This window comes from Rhizobium sp. 57MFTsu3.2 (assembly GCF_012932765.1).
In the GTDB taxonomy this organism is placed as follows: Bacteria; Pseudomonadota; Alphaproteobacteria; order Rhizobiales; family Rhizobiaceae; genus Rhizobium; species Rhizobium altiplani.
In genome coordinates this window covers 33,162-46,193 of sequence record NZ_JDWI01000027.1, presented here as the reverse complement: position 1 = coordinate 46,193, position 13,032 = coordinate 33,162, and the positions used below count along the sequence as shown (strand labels likewise).

Annotated in this window: 13 protein-coding genes; 9 read left to right on the top strand and 4 right to left on the bottom strand. The window is 58.5% G+C overall.

Features of this window, described 5'->3' with window-relative positions:
• The first annotated feature begins 204 nt into the window (after window positions 1-204).
• The 5 genes from AF71_RS23760 to ugpC all read left to right on the top strand — a co-directional run bounded on the left by AF71_RS23760 (window position 205) and on the right by ugpC (window position 5,599).
• Window positions 205-1,362, top strand: coding sequence for a Gfo/Idh/MocA family oxidoreductase (locus tag AF71_RS23760; protein WP_169683441.1), 1,158 nt, complete (start codon window positions 205-207; stop codon window positions 1,360-1,362).
• A 13-nt stretch (window positions 1,363-1,375) separates the two neighbouring features.
• Window positions 1,376-2,260, top strand: coding sequence for a sugar ABC transporter permease (locus AF71_RS23755; protein WP_018858423.1), 885 nt, complete (start codon window positions 1,376-1,378; stop codon window positions 2,258-2,260).
• The gene (locus tag AF71_RS23750) at window positions 2,257-3,117 is read left to right on the top strand and encodes a carbohydrate ABC transporter permease (protein WP_025661281.1); all 861 of its coding nucleotides are present in this window, start codon (window positions 2,257-2,259) and stop codon (window positions 3,115-3,117) included. Before AF71_RS23755 ends, AF71_RS23750 begins: the two co-directional genes overlap by 4 nt.
• Before the next feature lie 34 nt (window positions 3,118-3,151).
• Window positions 3,152-4,381: an ABC transporter substrate-binding protein gene (locus AF71_RS23745; protein WP_025661280.1), complete on the top strand. Its 1,230-nt coding sequence runs from the start codon at window positions 3,152-3,154 to the stop codon at window positions 4,379-4,381.
• An 84-nt stretch (window positions 4,382-4,465) separates the two neighbouring features.
• A complete protein-coding gene (gene ugpC, locus AF71_RS23740; protein WP_169683440.1) occupies window positions 4,466-5,599 on the top strand; it encodes a sn-glycerol-3-phosphate ABC transporter ATP-binding protein UgpC in 1,134 nt (377 codons plus the stop codon).
• A 27-nt stretch (window positions 5,600-5,626) separates the two neighbouring features.
• On the opposite strand, the gene AF71_RS23735 is transcribed toward ugpC, so the two are convergent.
• On the bottom strand, window positions 5,627-5,923 hold the full coding sequence (locus AF71_RS23735) for a hypothetical protein (protein ID WP_169683438.1): 297 nt from the start codon (window positions 5,921-5,923) through the stop codon (window positions 5,627-5,629).
• Between the two features lie 443 nt (window positions 5,924-6,366).
• On the opposite strand from AF71_RS23735, the gene AF71_RS23730 reads away from it, so the two are divergent.
• Both AF71_RS23730 and AF71_RS23725 read left to right on the top strand, forming a co-directional pair.
• Window positions 6,367-7,122: a hypothetical protein gene (locus AF71_RS23730; RefSeq protein ID WP_169683436.1), complete on the top strand. Its 756-nt coding sequence runs from the start codon at window positions 6,367-6,369 to the stop codon at window positions 7,120-7,122.
• A 61-nt stretch (window positions 7,123-7,183) separates the two neighbouring features.
• Window positions 7,184-8,206 (top strand): hypothetical protein, encoded by a 1,023-nt coding sequence (locus tag AF71_RS23725; protein ID WP_169683434.1) that lies wholly within the window; start codon window positions 7,184-7,186, stop codon window positions 8,204-8,206.
• A 328-nt stretch (window positions 8,207-8,534) separates the two neighbouring features.
• On the opposite strand, the gene AF71_RS23720 is transcribed toward AF71_RS23725, so the two are convergent.
• From AF71_RS23720 to AF71_RS23710, 3 genes are read right to left on the bottom strand one after another with little or no spacing between them, the layout of a single operon-like run.
• Window positions 8,535-9,635, bottom strand: coding sequence for a D-TA family PLP-dependent enzyme (locus AF71_RS23720; protein WP_169683432.1), 1,101 nt, complete (start codon window positions 9,633-9,635; stop codon window positions 8,535-8,537).
• Window positions 9,636-9,651: 16 nt separating this feature from the next.
• Complete coding sequence (locus AF71_RS23715) at window positions 9,652-11,112, bottom strand: M81 family metallopeptidase (RefSeq protein WP_169683430.1); 1,461 nt, start codon at window positions 11,110-11,112, stop codon at window positions 9,652-9,654.
• 19 nt (window positions 11,113-11,131) lie between these two features.
• Window positions 11,132-11,617: a hypothetical protein gene (locus AF71_RS23710; RefSeq protein ID WP_062376155.1), complete on the bottom strand. Its 486-nt coding sequence runs from the start codon at window positions 11,615-11,617 to the stop codon at window positions 11,132-11,134.
• A gap of 113 nt (window positions 11,618-11,730) precedes the next feature.
• Between AF71_RS23710 and AF71_RS23705 the strand changes: the two genes are divergently transcribed.
• Window positions 11,731-12,120: a RidA family protein gene (locus AF71_RS23705; protein ID WP_169683428.1), complete on the top strand. Its 390-nt coding sequence runs from the start codon at window positions 11,731-11,733 to the stop codon at window positions 12,118-12,120.
• A gap of 22 nt (window positions 12,121-12,142) precedes the next feature.
• Window positions 12,143-13,006, top strand: coding sequence for a MurR/RpiR family transcriptional regulator (locus AF71_RS23700; protein ID WP_169683425.1), 864 nt, complete (start codon window positions 12,143-12,145; stop codon window positions 13,004-13,006).
• Window positions 13,007-13,032 lie beyond the last annotated feature (26 nt).

Genomic DNA, 13,032 nt, shown 5'->3' with positions numbered 1-13,032 from the left:
ACACAAGCGCGCGGGCCATCCTTCGGCGTTTGCGCGCGGAGAGAACGGGCGTTCATGCCCGATTGAAGGCGATTGAAGCTGGGAAATGGGTGGTTATGAAAATTAATTTCATGCTTGCAACTTTTCGCGGGATTCGTGTTGACGAGTTCGAAATTTTGTCCCAACTTGACGAAAATAAATTACGTGAATGGGAACGAGAAGAGCATGAAAGTGGGAATTATCGGGCTAGGTTTCAGGCTCGGCTATCTTGGCTACGTCTTCAAGTCCGTTGATGAAAGCTTCGAGATCGTGGGTTACGTCGACCCCGATCCGGCAGGTCTTCCGGGTCTTGTCGAAAAAGGCATCTCTGCCGGCACGGCCTATGCTTCTCCTGAGGAGCTGATCGCCAGGGAAAAGCTCGATCTCCTGATGATCGGTTCGCCGAACCACATGCATCTCGATCATATCAGGCTGGGTCTTGAAAGTGGCCTGAAGGTCTTCTGCGAAAAGCCGATCGTCACGACGATCGCCGAGAGCATTGAGCTCGCCCGTCTGATGGCGAAGTTCGGTCATGAGCGACTGATGGTTGGTCTCGTCCTTCGCTATTCGCCCCTCTACAAGGACCTTCGCGCCATTCAGGCTGCAGGCAAGCTTGGACAGATCGTCTCGATCGAGGCCTCGGAGCATATCGAGCCCTACCACGGCGCTTTCTTCATGCGCGATTGGCGTCGCTACGAGCGTTATTCGGGCAGCTTCATGCTGGAAAAGTGCTGCCACGATCTTGATCTCTACAACGGCGTCGTCGGCGCTCGTCCGGAGCGCGTTGCAAGCTTCGGCGGCCGCAAGAGCTTCATTCCGGCCAACGATCCCGCACGCGAAGGCATCAACGACCTTGAGCTTTTTCACCGCAAGCCGAGCGGCTGGATGGGGTCCGACAAGGTTTTCGACAGCGACGGCGACATCATCGACTATCAGGTGGCGATCGTCGAATATGCCAATGGCGTCGGCATGAATTTCCATACCAACCTCAACGTTCCCGACCAGTTCCGCCGTTTTGCCATCATGGGATCGCGCGGCATGGCGGAGGGCGATTTCGTCCGCGGCTATCTCGACGTCCATGAGCAGTTGACGGGCAAGAAGGTGATTGAGAACAAGTACGTGGCGACCGAGCTTTCGCAGCATTACGGTGCCGACGAGCAGATGGCAGCGGATTTGCTCGACAGCGTGCGTACCGGTACCGAACTTCCTGTTTCGACACTCAATGCCCTTGAGGCCGGCATCCTTGCCCTATCGATGGACGAGGCAAGGATGAAAAAGGCGGTGATCGATCTGCGCCCGATTTGGGACAGGTTCGACGAAGCCCTGCACGCAAGAGCGGCTTGAGGAGGGCGGCAAGATGAGCGTCCAACGCAACGCAGTCATCTTTGCCTGGATACTTCTCCTTCCGGCAGTCCTCTATGTCGCGGTGATCGTCGCCTATCCGCTGGTCGACACATTCATCCTCTCCTTCACCGATGCGTCGCTGAAGAAGACGACGAACTGGGTCGGCTGGGTGAACTATAGCAAGATCTTCAATGCTACCTTCGCCGAAGTCATCATTCGCACCTTCATCTGGACGTTCTTTTCCGTCTCCATCAAGATGATCATCGGTGTGTTCGGCGCAACGATGCTGAATTCTGCGGTTCCCGGCAGGGCGCTCTTCCGCGTCCTGACCATGCCGCCATGGATTGTCCCAATGGCGATCGGCATCTTCATGTGGGGCTGGATGTACAACGGCCAGTTCGGGATGATTTCCGGCATGCTGCAGCGCTTCGGGCTGGTGGACGCGCCGGTCGCATTTCTCGCGCAGGGGTCCACGGCGTTCTGGGCGACGATCATCACCGATGTCTGGATCGGCGTTCCGCTGGTCACGCTTTATATGCTCGCGGCCATGCAGGCGATTCCGCAGGATCTCTATGAGGCCGCCTGGACCGACGGGGCCGGCCGTTTCTATCGCTTCCGGCGCATTACCCTGCCACTGATCGTCCCGTCGATGATCACCATGTCGATGCTGTCGCTGATCGCTACGTTCAACTCATTCGACATCATCTGGATCCTGACGCGTGGCGGCCCGAGCGGCGAAACGACGACGATGATCATCGACACCTATAAAACCGCGATCGGCTCGAACAAATACGGGGAAGGCGCCGCGCGCGCCGTGCTGATCTGCATCTTCCTGTCGATTTTCTGCGTCTGCTACTTCCGCGTGACCAGCCGCCTTACTTCCGGAGACAAGCGATGAAACAGCCGCATCTGCTGATCCATCGGTACAAATGGTATGAGATCATCGGCATCTATGCCGGCATCCTGGTGTTCCTTACCTTCGTGCTTGCGCCCTTCGTCGAGGGCTTCCTGGTATCGCTGAAGCCGCTCAGCCAGCTCTTTTCATCGCCTTACCGGTTCATCCCCGAGAACGGTTCGTTCGAGGCCTATCGGACCATGTGGGTAAGCGTGCCGGGCTTTGCGCGCTACATCTTCAATTCCTTCTTTATCTCGACCATCGTCACCGCTGTTGTCCTGGTGCTCGTCATCCCTGCCTCCTATGCGTTCGCGCGGTTTGAATTCAAAGGCGCCGGGCTGCTGCTCGGCGCGTTCCTGGCCGTCAACATGTTTTCGGGCGCGGTGCTGCTCATCCCGCTCTTCCGGCTGATGCGAACGCTCGGCCTGCTGAATACCTATTTCGCCATCATGGTTCCCGGCGTTGCCTTCCTGATCCCTTCGGCGATCTGGCTGCTCAGAACCTACATGATGCGCATTCCGCGGGAGCTGGACGAAGCCGCATTCGTCGACGGCGCCAGCCATTTCTATACCCTGCGCCGGGTAATCCTGCCAATCGCCATGCCGGGCATCATGGTAGTTGCGATCACCACCTTCATCGGCTCCTATGCCCAGCAGTTCATCTTCGCGCTCACCTTCAATTCCAAAACCGAATTTGCGCCCTTGCCGGTCGGACTCTTCGCCTATTTCGGCCGCCAGGAAGTCGTGTGGAATGAACTGATGGCTGCAAGTTTCGTCGGCATTGCGCCGGCCATGATCGTGATTTTCTTCCTTCAACGGTATCTCGTCAGCGGTCTGACCGCGGGCGCGGTGAAACAGTAAGTCAACCACCAGAGAAAAAACGGGAGCTAACAACGTGACAATTCAATTCAAGACCGGGCTGATGGCCCTTGCCCTGCTCGGCTCTACCGCGCTCGGCGCAATGACCGCGCACGCCGCTGACAAGGAGATCAGCTGGATCTATTGCGGCGACAAGATCGATCCGATCCACGAGAAATACATCAAGGAATGGGAAGGCAAGAACCCAGGCTGGAAGGTCACGCCTGAGGTCGTCGGCTGGGAACAGTGCCAGGACAAGGCCACGACGCTGGCTGCTGCCGGCACTCCGGTCGGCATGGCCTATGTCGGTTCGCGTACGCTGAAGGAATTCGCCCAGAACGATCTGATCGTTCCGGTGCCTATGACCGACGACGAGAAGAAGAGCTACTACCCAAACATCGTCGACACCGTCACCTTCGACAACAACCAGTGGGGCGTGCCGGTCGCCTTCTCGACCAAGGCACTCTACTGGAACAAGGACATCTTCAAGCAGGCCGGCCTCGACCCGGAGAACCCGCCGAAGACTTGGGCTGAGGAAATTGCCGCCGCCAAGCAGATCAAGGAAAAGACCGGCATTGCAGGCTACGGCCTCCCGGCCAAGACCTTCGACAACACCATGCATCAGTTCATGCATTGGGTTTACACCAACAACGGCAAGGTGATCGACGGTGATAAGATCGTCATGGACAGCCCGGAAGTCCTGGCCGCCCTGCAGGCCTACAAGGACATCACGCCCTACTCCGTCGAAGGCGCAACCGCCTACGAGCAGAACGAAATCCGCGCCATCTTCCTCGATGGCAAGGTCGGCATGATCCAGGCAGGTTCGGGTGCTGCTGCCCGCCTGAAGGACACCAAGATCAACTGGGGCGTCGCACCGCTGCCGCTCGGCCCGTCGGCCAAGGGTGAAGGCACGCTGCTCATCACCGACAGCCTGGCGGTCTTCAAGGGTACGGGTGTGGAAGACAAGGCGATCGAATTCGCCAAGTTCATCACCTCGCCGGGCCCGCAAGGCGAATACGAACTTCAGGGCGGTGCCGGCCTGACGCCGCTGCGTCCGTCACCGAAGGTCGATGAGTTCGTCAAGGCTGATCCGTCGTGGAAGCCGTTCATCGACGGTATCACTTTCGGCGGTCCCGAGCCGCTCTTCACCGACTACAAGGGCTTCCAGAATTCGATGATCGAAATGGTACAGTCTGTCGTGACGGGCAAGGCCGAGCCGGCCGATGCTCTCAAGAAGGCTGCTGGCGAGATCGAAGCGTTCAAGTAAGCCTTTGTCGGGATCGCGGAGGCAACAACCGCGATCCCTCACCGACAGGATGCATGCCGCGCAGGCGGCGACCGGAGACAGGTTTTGGGACAGCTTCTTCTCAACAAAGTTCAGAAGTTTTATGGCGACTTCGAGGTTCTCAAGGGCGTTCAGCTTGAGGTGAAGAACGGCGAGTTCGTTGTCTTCGTTGGCCCGTCTGGCTGCGGCAAGTCGACATTACTGCGAATGATCGCGGGTCTTGATGCCACGACAGCGGGCGACATCGTCATCGACGGTTTGAGGGTCAATGACCTGCCACCCGTCAAGCGCGGTATCGCCATGGTGTTCCAGTCCTACGCGCTCTACCCCCACATGAGCGTTTTCGAAAACATTGCTTTCCCACTGCGCGTGGAAAAAATGGAAGAGCAGAAGCTCAAGGCCAAGGTCGAGCATGCAGCGCGCATTCTCCACCTCGACCAGCGCCTGCAGCAGAAGCCTGGCATGCTTTCGGGCGGCCAGCGTCAGCGCGTTGCAATCGGCCGCGCGATCGTGCGCGAACCGAAGATATTCCTGTTTGACGAACCACTCTCCAACCTCGACGCTGCCTTGCGCGCCGACATGCGCATCGAGCTTGCCAAACTGCACCGCCAGCTGAAGGCGACGATGATTTATGTCACGCACGACCAGATCGAGGCGATGACCATGGCGGACCGGATTGTGGTTTTGAATGCCGGCGAGATCGCCCAGACCGGCGCCCCGCTGGAGCTCTACCACAAGCCTGCCAACATCTTTGTTGCCGCCTTCATCGGCAATCCCAAGATGAACTTCTTGCCCGTCACCTGCACAGGTATCAGCGATGCCGGCATCGAAATCGACTACAAAGGACAGAAGGCGGTGATCCCTGTCACGCCAAGAGGCGGCGCTATTGGCAAACAGCTGACCTTGGGCGTGCGTCCGGAGCATATCCAGATCGGGTCTGGCGACATCGCCTTCACCGTTACGCCGTCTGTCATCGAGCGCCTTGGCGCCCAGACGGTCGCCTATGCGTCGCTCGACGGCGAAAGCGAGAATTTCTGCGCGACGCTGCATGGGCGCGCCGCGGTTCACCCGGATCAGCCACTTTCCACCGGGATCAACGTTGCCGACTGCCATCTGTTCGACGAGGTGGGCATCTCGTTCGAGCGCCATGTGGAGCTGACGAGTATCGACATGAACCTCCTCAACCCCACGGCTGCGTGACCACCAGCCCCGTGCGGGCGCTCCACCTCAATAAAGGGGATAGAAGAGCCTGTTGGCCGGATAGGAATAAGCCCCCCGGTCCACGATCCCGAATCGGTACATGCAGCTTCTCAGCGCTGTAACGTGCCAGGCATTTGTCGGATAGGGTGAACCGCGATAGTTGGCTTCGGGCAAGCAATAGCGATAGACCTTGTCAAACTGCGAAAGCCGCACGGGATCGGAATCCATCCGTACGCCGTGAAAGTTCTGCCATTGCCAGGGCGGCTCGGCCGCCGATATTGCCAACAGACTTGCTGCCATTCCCAATGCAACCGAAACTTTCATCGACGTGACCTCCCGCGTGCCTAACGCCCACACAAAAGAAGATGCTTTTCAATCGCGTAAGGTCAAGTGTCCTACACCAAAGGAAGGCGCGGGGTCCGACATCACAGGTCATGTTGCGGGGGGCTTGTCAATTTCAGCCAACCGAAAGCGTGCCTCGACCGAGGTTGGGCATTCGTCAGGATACCGAGCTCTTTTTGGCACCTGACCACTAACAATTGGCGTCAGCGAGCAAGTCGCTGCGTGCAAGGCATCCCACTTATCCCTTGGCCGCAGTCTGCCGATTTCGACCACGATTGTCGCCGCCTTCTGATGAAGGGAGGATCGAGATGTAGAGCTCGTGTCAGTTCCAATTACAACGACGTAGCTCTTCAAAATCCGAACACGTGGTGCCGAGTACGGCAAGGTCGGCGGGCCAAGGCGTCTAGTCAACGAACGGAGATCACATGAAAAGCCTTTACAGCCATGTCGGAAAGATAGATCTCGAATACGCGGCCGGAGCCAAGGGCATGGTGGAGCGCGACGTTAACGACGGTTTGCGACCCTCGCCAAGAACGGCGAGCAATATGTCGGATGCCGAGATCGTCTGTCGAAAGATTTATGAAGAAACCCGCTCCTGTTACGACAAACTCAAGCCGGCTCTCGGATCGGCAGCGTTGGGCTTCCGAATTCTCTATGGTCCGCCGATGGTGCGTGCGCCGTACATGTTCCTGGGTTTTCAGCCCGGCGGGCGGCAAAACGAAAGCGATGAAGGTCAGCATGACGGGTGGCCCGATCTATCATGGCACGCAAACGCGTCGTCACCCTTGGCGAACCATCTTCGAGCCGTATTCGGGATCGAAACGGTGGAGCATACCGGGCTTAACATGGTCTTTTTCCGCGCTCCCAATATGAAAGCATGGGATTCTATCCCGTCGGCGCTAAGGCGCGAACTGGAGCAATTTAGTCTCGAACGAGTGCAGAGGATTGTTGAAGTATTGGAGCCCCAGCACTTGGTCGTGATTGGCCTGCGAACCTTCAAGCAGCTAACAAACACAAACGGCGAAACCGCCTTGCTAGGCCAGCGCTGCAATCGCCTTGTTGTGAAGGGAGAATTCGGGGGTATCCCCACATCGGGTATCGTCCACCTGAGCGGTGCGCGCGTTAGTCGGCAAGACCGCGAAAAGCTCAAAGAACATTTCAATCCAACGATTTCAAGCTGAGCCCGCGAGAGGTACGTGCGGCCTGGGTATTCGCGTCAGGATGTGGCAAGGGATAGAACGTATGACTGACTGGTTCGAAAAGCTCACGGGATTCAGGGAGACCGGCTACGAAGAAACCCGTGCACGGCTCAAGATCGTTGACGGGAGACTGCACTCCCGGGTCAATAGCGCGAGTTATGCGACTGGCGACCTTGAACTGATTTCCCTTGAGGAGCTCCGCGAGAAGGCAAAATCTGGGGGCGGTTTGCCGGGTCGGATCCGAACGAATGTGGTGACCGGTGACATACGGAGCATGCACCGGTCCTTCGAAAATGCCGGCGCATTGTTCCAAGTGGCATCACAGTTCAATCTCCTCGAGATGGCGTCGCCAGAAGTGACCCCGGAACAGGGCATTACCCGATATCAAAGCGACCATACTCAAGGGCCAGCTTGCGCCATTGCGGCGGGCTCAGCGACCATTTACCGAAACTATTTCGTTCCTATCGAGGGTTGCGAGGGCCAGACCGCCACGAGGCAGCTCGACGGGCTCGCAGACCTTGGCGCAGCATTGAGCAATAGGACTAAACTGCCTGTCAGCGATCTTTGGAAGATGAAAAACGGTTACGCGCTGTGCAACAAGGCGGGGCTTGCTGCAATCACGCGGCATCTTAAATCGCTTGCTCCGGACGAGATCGACATTCTGCGTGGGAAGCTTCGCATTGGGTTACACAGAGATGTGGAAGCCACCGAAGTGGAGGGGCCGAAACGGCCGCAAGTCTCACAGGCGCTCTGTTCGGCGCTCCCCGTTGCCTATAGTCGCGTAGCCCCGCCTTTTTGGGAGTTGTTCGGATCGCTAGTCCTGGAGGCTGCATATGAGGCCACCATGTGGGCTGCGGTTTTGAACGCGCAACGCGGCGTTTCGAACGTCGTTTTCCTGACGCTTCTCGGCGGCGGCGCCTTCGGCAATCCCAGCAGTTGGATCCAGGCCGCCATACGCCGAGCCCTTTATTTGATGAAGACGTTCGACCTAGATGTGAAGCTTGTAATCTACGGGACACCCTCGAAGGAGATGCAGGCTATCTCTCAAGAGTTCTGCCGACCGTGATTTTGGCGTGCAATCGGCAAACTCGCCGTCGAAAAAGCCATGCTATTTGCCATGCCTTGGATGTAACCCATGCGCTCTGCAAGCCGCCTCCTCGCCCCGGCCCTAGCCCTCATACATCTTTATCTTTCATAGAGCTTTTTGGCAGCAGGATACCGCCGGACGCTGGCGCCGTTGCGCCGAGGATCTGACACGCAAAGGCGCAAAGCGATTAATTCAGCTTTCGCCGTCGGATTGAAGGTCGCGCGCTCAGTTGTCAGCGCGCACCAAAGAGGTTGCCAGCGCGCAACCTCCACACGACCGAGGCTGATTGGGAAAGCACCCAAGGGCTCTACCAGACAAGACCGCGCGCAGCCACGTTTTCGACGCGCGTCACCACGCCGTCACGATGAAACACCATCGTGTCGAAGAGATTGGAAACAACGCAGGTATGGTTCGGAATGATGCGGATCTTCTCGCCGATCTCAGGACGCTTGTCGCCGCATTTTGAAAGGTCGATGACGCCATGCTCCTCGGAGAGACCAGCAATCACCGCCTCGGGATAGCCGACGACTGTTCCGAAGTCGGAGAAGCCGAGCAGATCGGACGTCAGGGCCTTCGATCCGGCGTCAATGACGGCGCGATCTGCGGTCGGGCGCGACACGACGGTTGCCAGTACATGCATGGCGCAGTCGGCCTCGCTGCAGTGGCCGGCACGGACCATGGAGCGATCGTTGTAGATATAGGTGCCAGCGCGGTGCTCGGTCGCAGCGCTCACGAGATGCGCCTCAAACAGGCTTGGCGTGCCGCCGTTGCTGACAATTGGACAGGCAATGCCGTCAGCGTTCAAGAGCAGCAGTGCTTTGCCGAGGAACGCTTGCACAGCCTCGGCGGAAGCGGGCTTCGGGTAGTTGAGGAGGCCGCCGAAGGAAAGCCCCGGCGCGTCGTGAATGCGCTTGGCAAGGTTCGTCGCTTCTTCGGGCGTCTGGACACCGCAGCGCCCGCCACCAGTGTCGCATTCGACAAGAACGGTCAGCGGCTTGCGAGATTGAAAGGTAGAGGACAGGCCGTCGACCGTCACGGCGCTATCGGCAACGACCTTCAGAGCCGAGATCCTGTCGTTGAGCGCGACAAGGCGCTCGAGCTTTTGCGCGCCAAGGATATTGAAGGTGATCAGGATGTCTTCGAAGCCGGCCGCGGCGAACACTTCCGCCTCGCTGATCTTCTGACAATTGATGCCCTTGGCACCTGCCGCGATCTGCTCGGTGGCAAGCGCGGGGATCTTGTGCGTCTTGATGTGCGGACGGAAGTTCAGGCCGTGCCTGTCCATGTAGGCCTGTGTGCGGGCAATATTTGCCGCCAGTCGCTCCTCATCGATGATCGGCCGCGGCGTTGAAAGGTCGGCGACCCTGTCGCCCGGCTTGGCGACGACGGCAAACGAATTTTGCTGCATGTGACGGCTCTCCGCGCTAGCGGCCGTGGGGATCTTCGACCATCGGCCAGATGTTCTTCGGCGCCCGACGATAGGGTGTCTTGGCCGGATTGTTGGGATAAGGCGTTCCGGCAGAGCAGTAAATGATCTCCGCAGCGATTTTGGAGAAGGATGCGTAGAAATGATTGGTCGATTTGATCACCAGGATCTTCCTGGACATCGGATCGATGCCCATGACCGAGAAAAGGCTTGGGTCGAAGCTCTGGGCGCGGGTCGAATTCAGAATGATATCGATGCCGTCGAGTACGATGTGCGCTGCATCGCCGAATGGCGCAAAGCTCTCGCCGAAACGCATCTCAGCATTCGTGACGAGCTTCACGACCTTGACGACGCCATCGACCGGGTTGCCGGTGCCGGGTGCGGACTTGGCACCAAAGCGCAGGGGAATTTCGGCCCCCTCTCCCGCCGCCATGCAGATCTGCACCGCCATCGGGTCCCAGATCGTGCCGATCGCAACATCTCTCACATCCCTTGCGAGGAGTTCCTGCAACAGGACGGTGGCATCGCCGGCAGTGCCGCCGCCCGGATTGTCCCAGACGTCGGCGACGACGACCGGCCAGGACGTTGCTGCCACTGCCTGCGTTACGGCCTCAATCTCGTCGATCTGCGGCATGATGAAGGTACCACGCTTCGAAAACAGCTCGAGGCCGAGTTCACGCGCCAGGGCTTCACCCTTCTCCGGTTTGTCGTCGGTGACGACAAGCAGCTTCGTACCCATTTCCGGCACGTCGCCTGCCATGAAGCCGTGAATGACCGAGATCGAGAGGATATCAGCGTCCTCCTTCTCAAGCCGCATGATCTTGTCGACAAAGGAGCGCATTGGATCGCGCGAGGTGGGAAAGACATCGATCATCCGGCAGTCGAAGACGGACATGACGGGTTTTGATCGACCCTCCAGCGTTTGGCTGGCAATGCGCCATAAATCCTCCGCGCGATCGACGAAATCGGTGTGCGGGAACTCCTTGAAGTAGACAAAGAAGTCGGCGGCCTGCAGCCTTTTGGCTGTAAGATGACTGTGCGGATCGAGTTCGGCGCAGACAAGGACATCAGGCCCGACAATCGCGCGTACACGCGCCAATATGTCGCCCTCAGTATCCTCGTAGCCGGCTGCGACCATGGCGCCGTGCAGGCCGAGGATAACGGCGTCGACCGGCATCGCGGCCTCAAGCTGGGTCAGCACCTCATCGCGAAGCCCCTCATAGGTCGAGCGGTTTACCAGCCCGGCCGGGTCAGCCCACGCCGCCGTACCCTCGATCAGCTCCCATCCCTTCTCGGCGCAAACACGCCGCCCTACGGTGATTGGCGCCGTGCAGAGGGTCGGGGTTTCCGGGTGCTGCCCTGGAGGCGCATAAAGGGACGCCTCGAACGCCCGCCGATCGACGCAGATCGGGGAAAACGTATTGGTCTCGGTTGCGAGCGCCGCCGTAAAAATGCGCAAGGGTTTGCCTTTGTGTTGATCAGCCCATCGGGTTCGGCAGGTAGCCGGTGAAGCCGCATATCTTCCAGCGGCCTTCATGCAGGCGGCAATAATAGAGCGTCTGCCACTGCATCACATCACGCGTACCATCGGCCTTGGTAAGGCCGCCATCGAACTTCTTGCGCACCAGCGCCATTTCACCTTCGATCTCGATGTCCTCAAGCGTGGTGGTCGTGAAGATGGCGCTACGGGTGTCCTCAGAGAAGGATTGTGTTGCAAAGTCTCGTGCCTGACGCAGCCACTCGTCACGGTAGGCCGACAAAGTCGGAAACGCCAGGCGCCACTTGTCGGGGCTGACTTGCTTGCGTCCGTCGATGCCGAGGAAGCCTTCCTCGACGAAATCATGCTCGACCATCGACCAGTCGGCAGCCAGGAATGCGTCGATATCGCGCGCTACCAGCATCTCCCAGATCGAGTGGCGGGCAGCGTCCGAAGCAGGAAACGGATTTTTGAAAGGATCGCGCATTATCTCCCCCCGCATTGAAATTCTTTTCATGAATGCTGTTTTTCGCTGGTCAAATTCCGCTTTCTATGGTGACTTGTCAACTTAATACGAAAATAATTTGCAAGGATCGACCAATGTCCATCAAGCGTTATGGCACGGTTCAAAAAGGTGCCGGCGGCAAGCCCCTCCCCTTTGCCCGCGCCGTCGAAGCAGACGGATGGCTCTATGTTTCCGGCCAGGTTGCCATGGACAATGGCGAGATCATTGATGGAAACATCGTCGCGCAGACGCACAAGACGATCGAGAACGTGATCGCGATTCTCAACGAAGCCGGCTACGGCGTCGAGCATGTGGTGCGGTGCGGCGTCTGGCTCGACGACCCTCGCGACTTTTGGACCTTCAACGCCATCTATCAGCAATATTTCGGCGACCACCCGCCGGCGCGCGCCTGCGTCCAGTCATCGATGATGGTCGACTGCAAGGTTGAAATCGACTGCGTAGCGTATAAGCCGAAGGATCAATAGCGCAAACGACGGGAGAGCTCGGTTGGACATTTTCTCTACATTGCAGGAAGAGAAGCCCCGGCTTTCGCCCTCGGAAAACCGTATCGCGGATATCCTTCTCAATGACTTCGAGTTCGCGGTGAACGCCTCGATCATCGAGCTTGCCGAAAAGGCTGACGTATCGCCGCCGACGGTCACGCGTTTCTGCCGGCGGCTTGGCTGCGAGAGCTTCTCCGATTTCAAGGTCCAGCTTGCCCGAACAGCCTATGTCGGGATGCGGTACCTGAAACCTGAGCCGAAAAGCACCAATCCGGGCGATGTCGCGCAAGATATCATAACAAAGGCCCAGAACGCTCTCTTCCTGCTTCATCGTTCACTTGATCTTGCTGCCATCGAGCTTGCCGCCGGGCGGCTTGCACGCGCCGACATGATTTATGCCTTCGGCTCTGGTGGCAATTCATCAATGATTGCCAGTGAATTGCAAAACCGCCTGTTTCGCTTCGGCCTGCATGTCACCGCAAGCTCCGATCACGGCATGCAATTGATGATGGCCGCCGCCGCCAAGCAGACCGACGTGCTGATCGGCTCGTCCTTCACCGGGCGCAACACCGAGCTCGTGCGTGCCTTCGCTCTTGCGCGCGAGTCGAAGGTGACGACGATCGCGCTCACCCAGAGCAATAGCCCGGTCGCGCAAGCAGCCGAAATCGTCGTGCCGATCGATTTGCAAGAGGGCAACAATATCTTCCGGCCCACCTCCACGCGCATCGCCTATCTGGCGGCGGTCGATATTCTCGCCAGCCTCGTCGCCTATGCCATCCAGCCAAAGGCGGCAGTGGCGCTGCGCCGCATCAAGCAGCAGCTCGTTGCCCACCGCGATGGCGATGACCGGCAACTGCTCGGGGACTGACCATTCCATGCCAAAGAGGGGTAGAG

Excerpts from the sequence above, each read along its gene's own strand:
- AF71_RS23760 (WP_169683441.1), top strand. The coding sequence starts at position 205 with ATGAAAGTGGGAATTATCGGGCTAGGTTTCAGGCTCGGCTATCTTGGC.
- AF71_RS23755 (WP_018858423.1), top strand. The coding sequence starts at position 1,376 with ATGAGCGTCCAACGCAACGCAGTCATCTTTGCCTGGATACTTCTCCTT.
- AF71_RS23750 (WP_025661281.1), top strand. The coding sequence starts at position 2,257 with ATGAAACAGCCGCATCTGCTGATCCATCGGTACAAATGGTATGAGATC.
- AF71_RS23735 (WP_169683438.1), bottom strand. The coding sequence starts at position 5,923 with ATGAAAGTTTCGGTTGCATTGGGAATGGCAGCAAGTCTGTTGGCAATA.
- AF71_RS23730 (WP_169683436.1), top strand. The coding sequence starts at position 6,367 with ATGAAAAGCCTTTACAGCCATGTCGGAAAGATAGATCTCGAATACGCG.
- AF71_RS23725 (WP_169683434.1), top strand. The coding sequence starts at position 7,184 with ATGACTGACTGGTTCGAAAAGCTCACGGGATTCAGGGAGACCGGCTAC.
- AF71_RS23720 (WP_169683432.1), bottom strand. The coding sequence starts at position 9,635 with ATGCAGCAAAATTCGTTTGCCGTCGTCGCCAAGCCGGGCGACAGGGTC.
- AF71_RS23710 (WP_062376155.1), bottom strand. The coding sequence starts at position 11,617 with ATGCGCGATCCTTTCAAAAATCCGTTTCCTGCTTCGGACGCTGCCCGC.
- AF71_RS23705 (WP_169683428.1), top strand. The coding sequence starts at position 11,731 with ATGTCCATCAAGCGTTATGGCACGGTTCAAAAAGGTGCCGGCGGCAAG.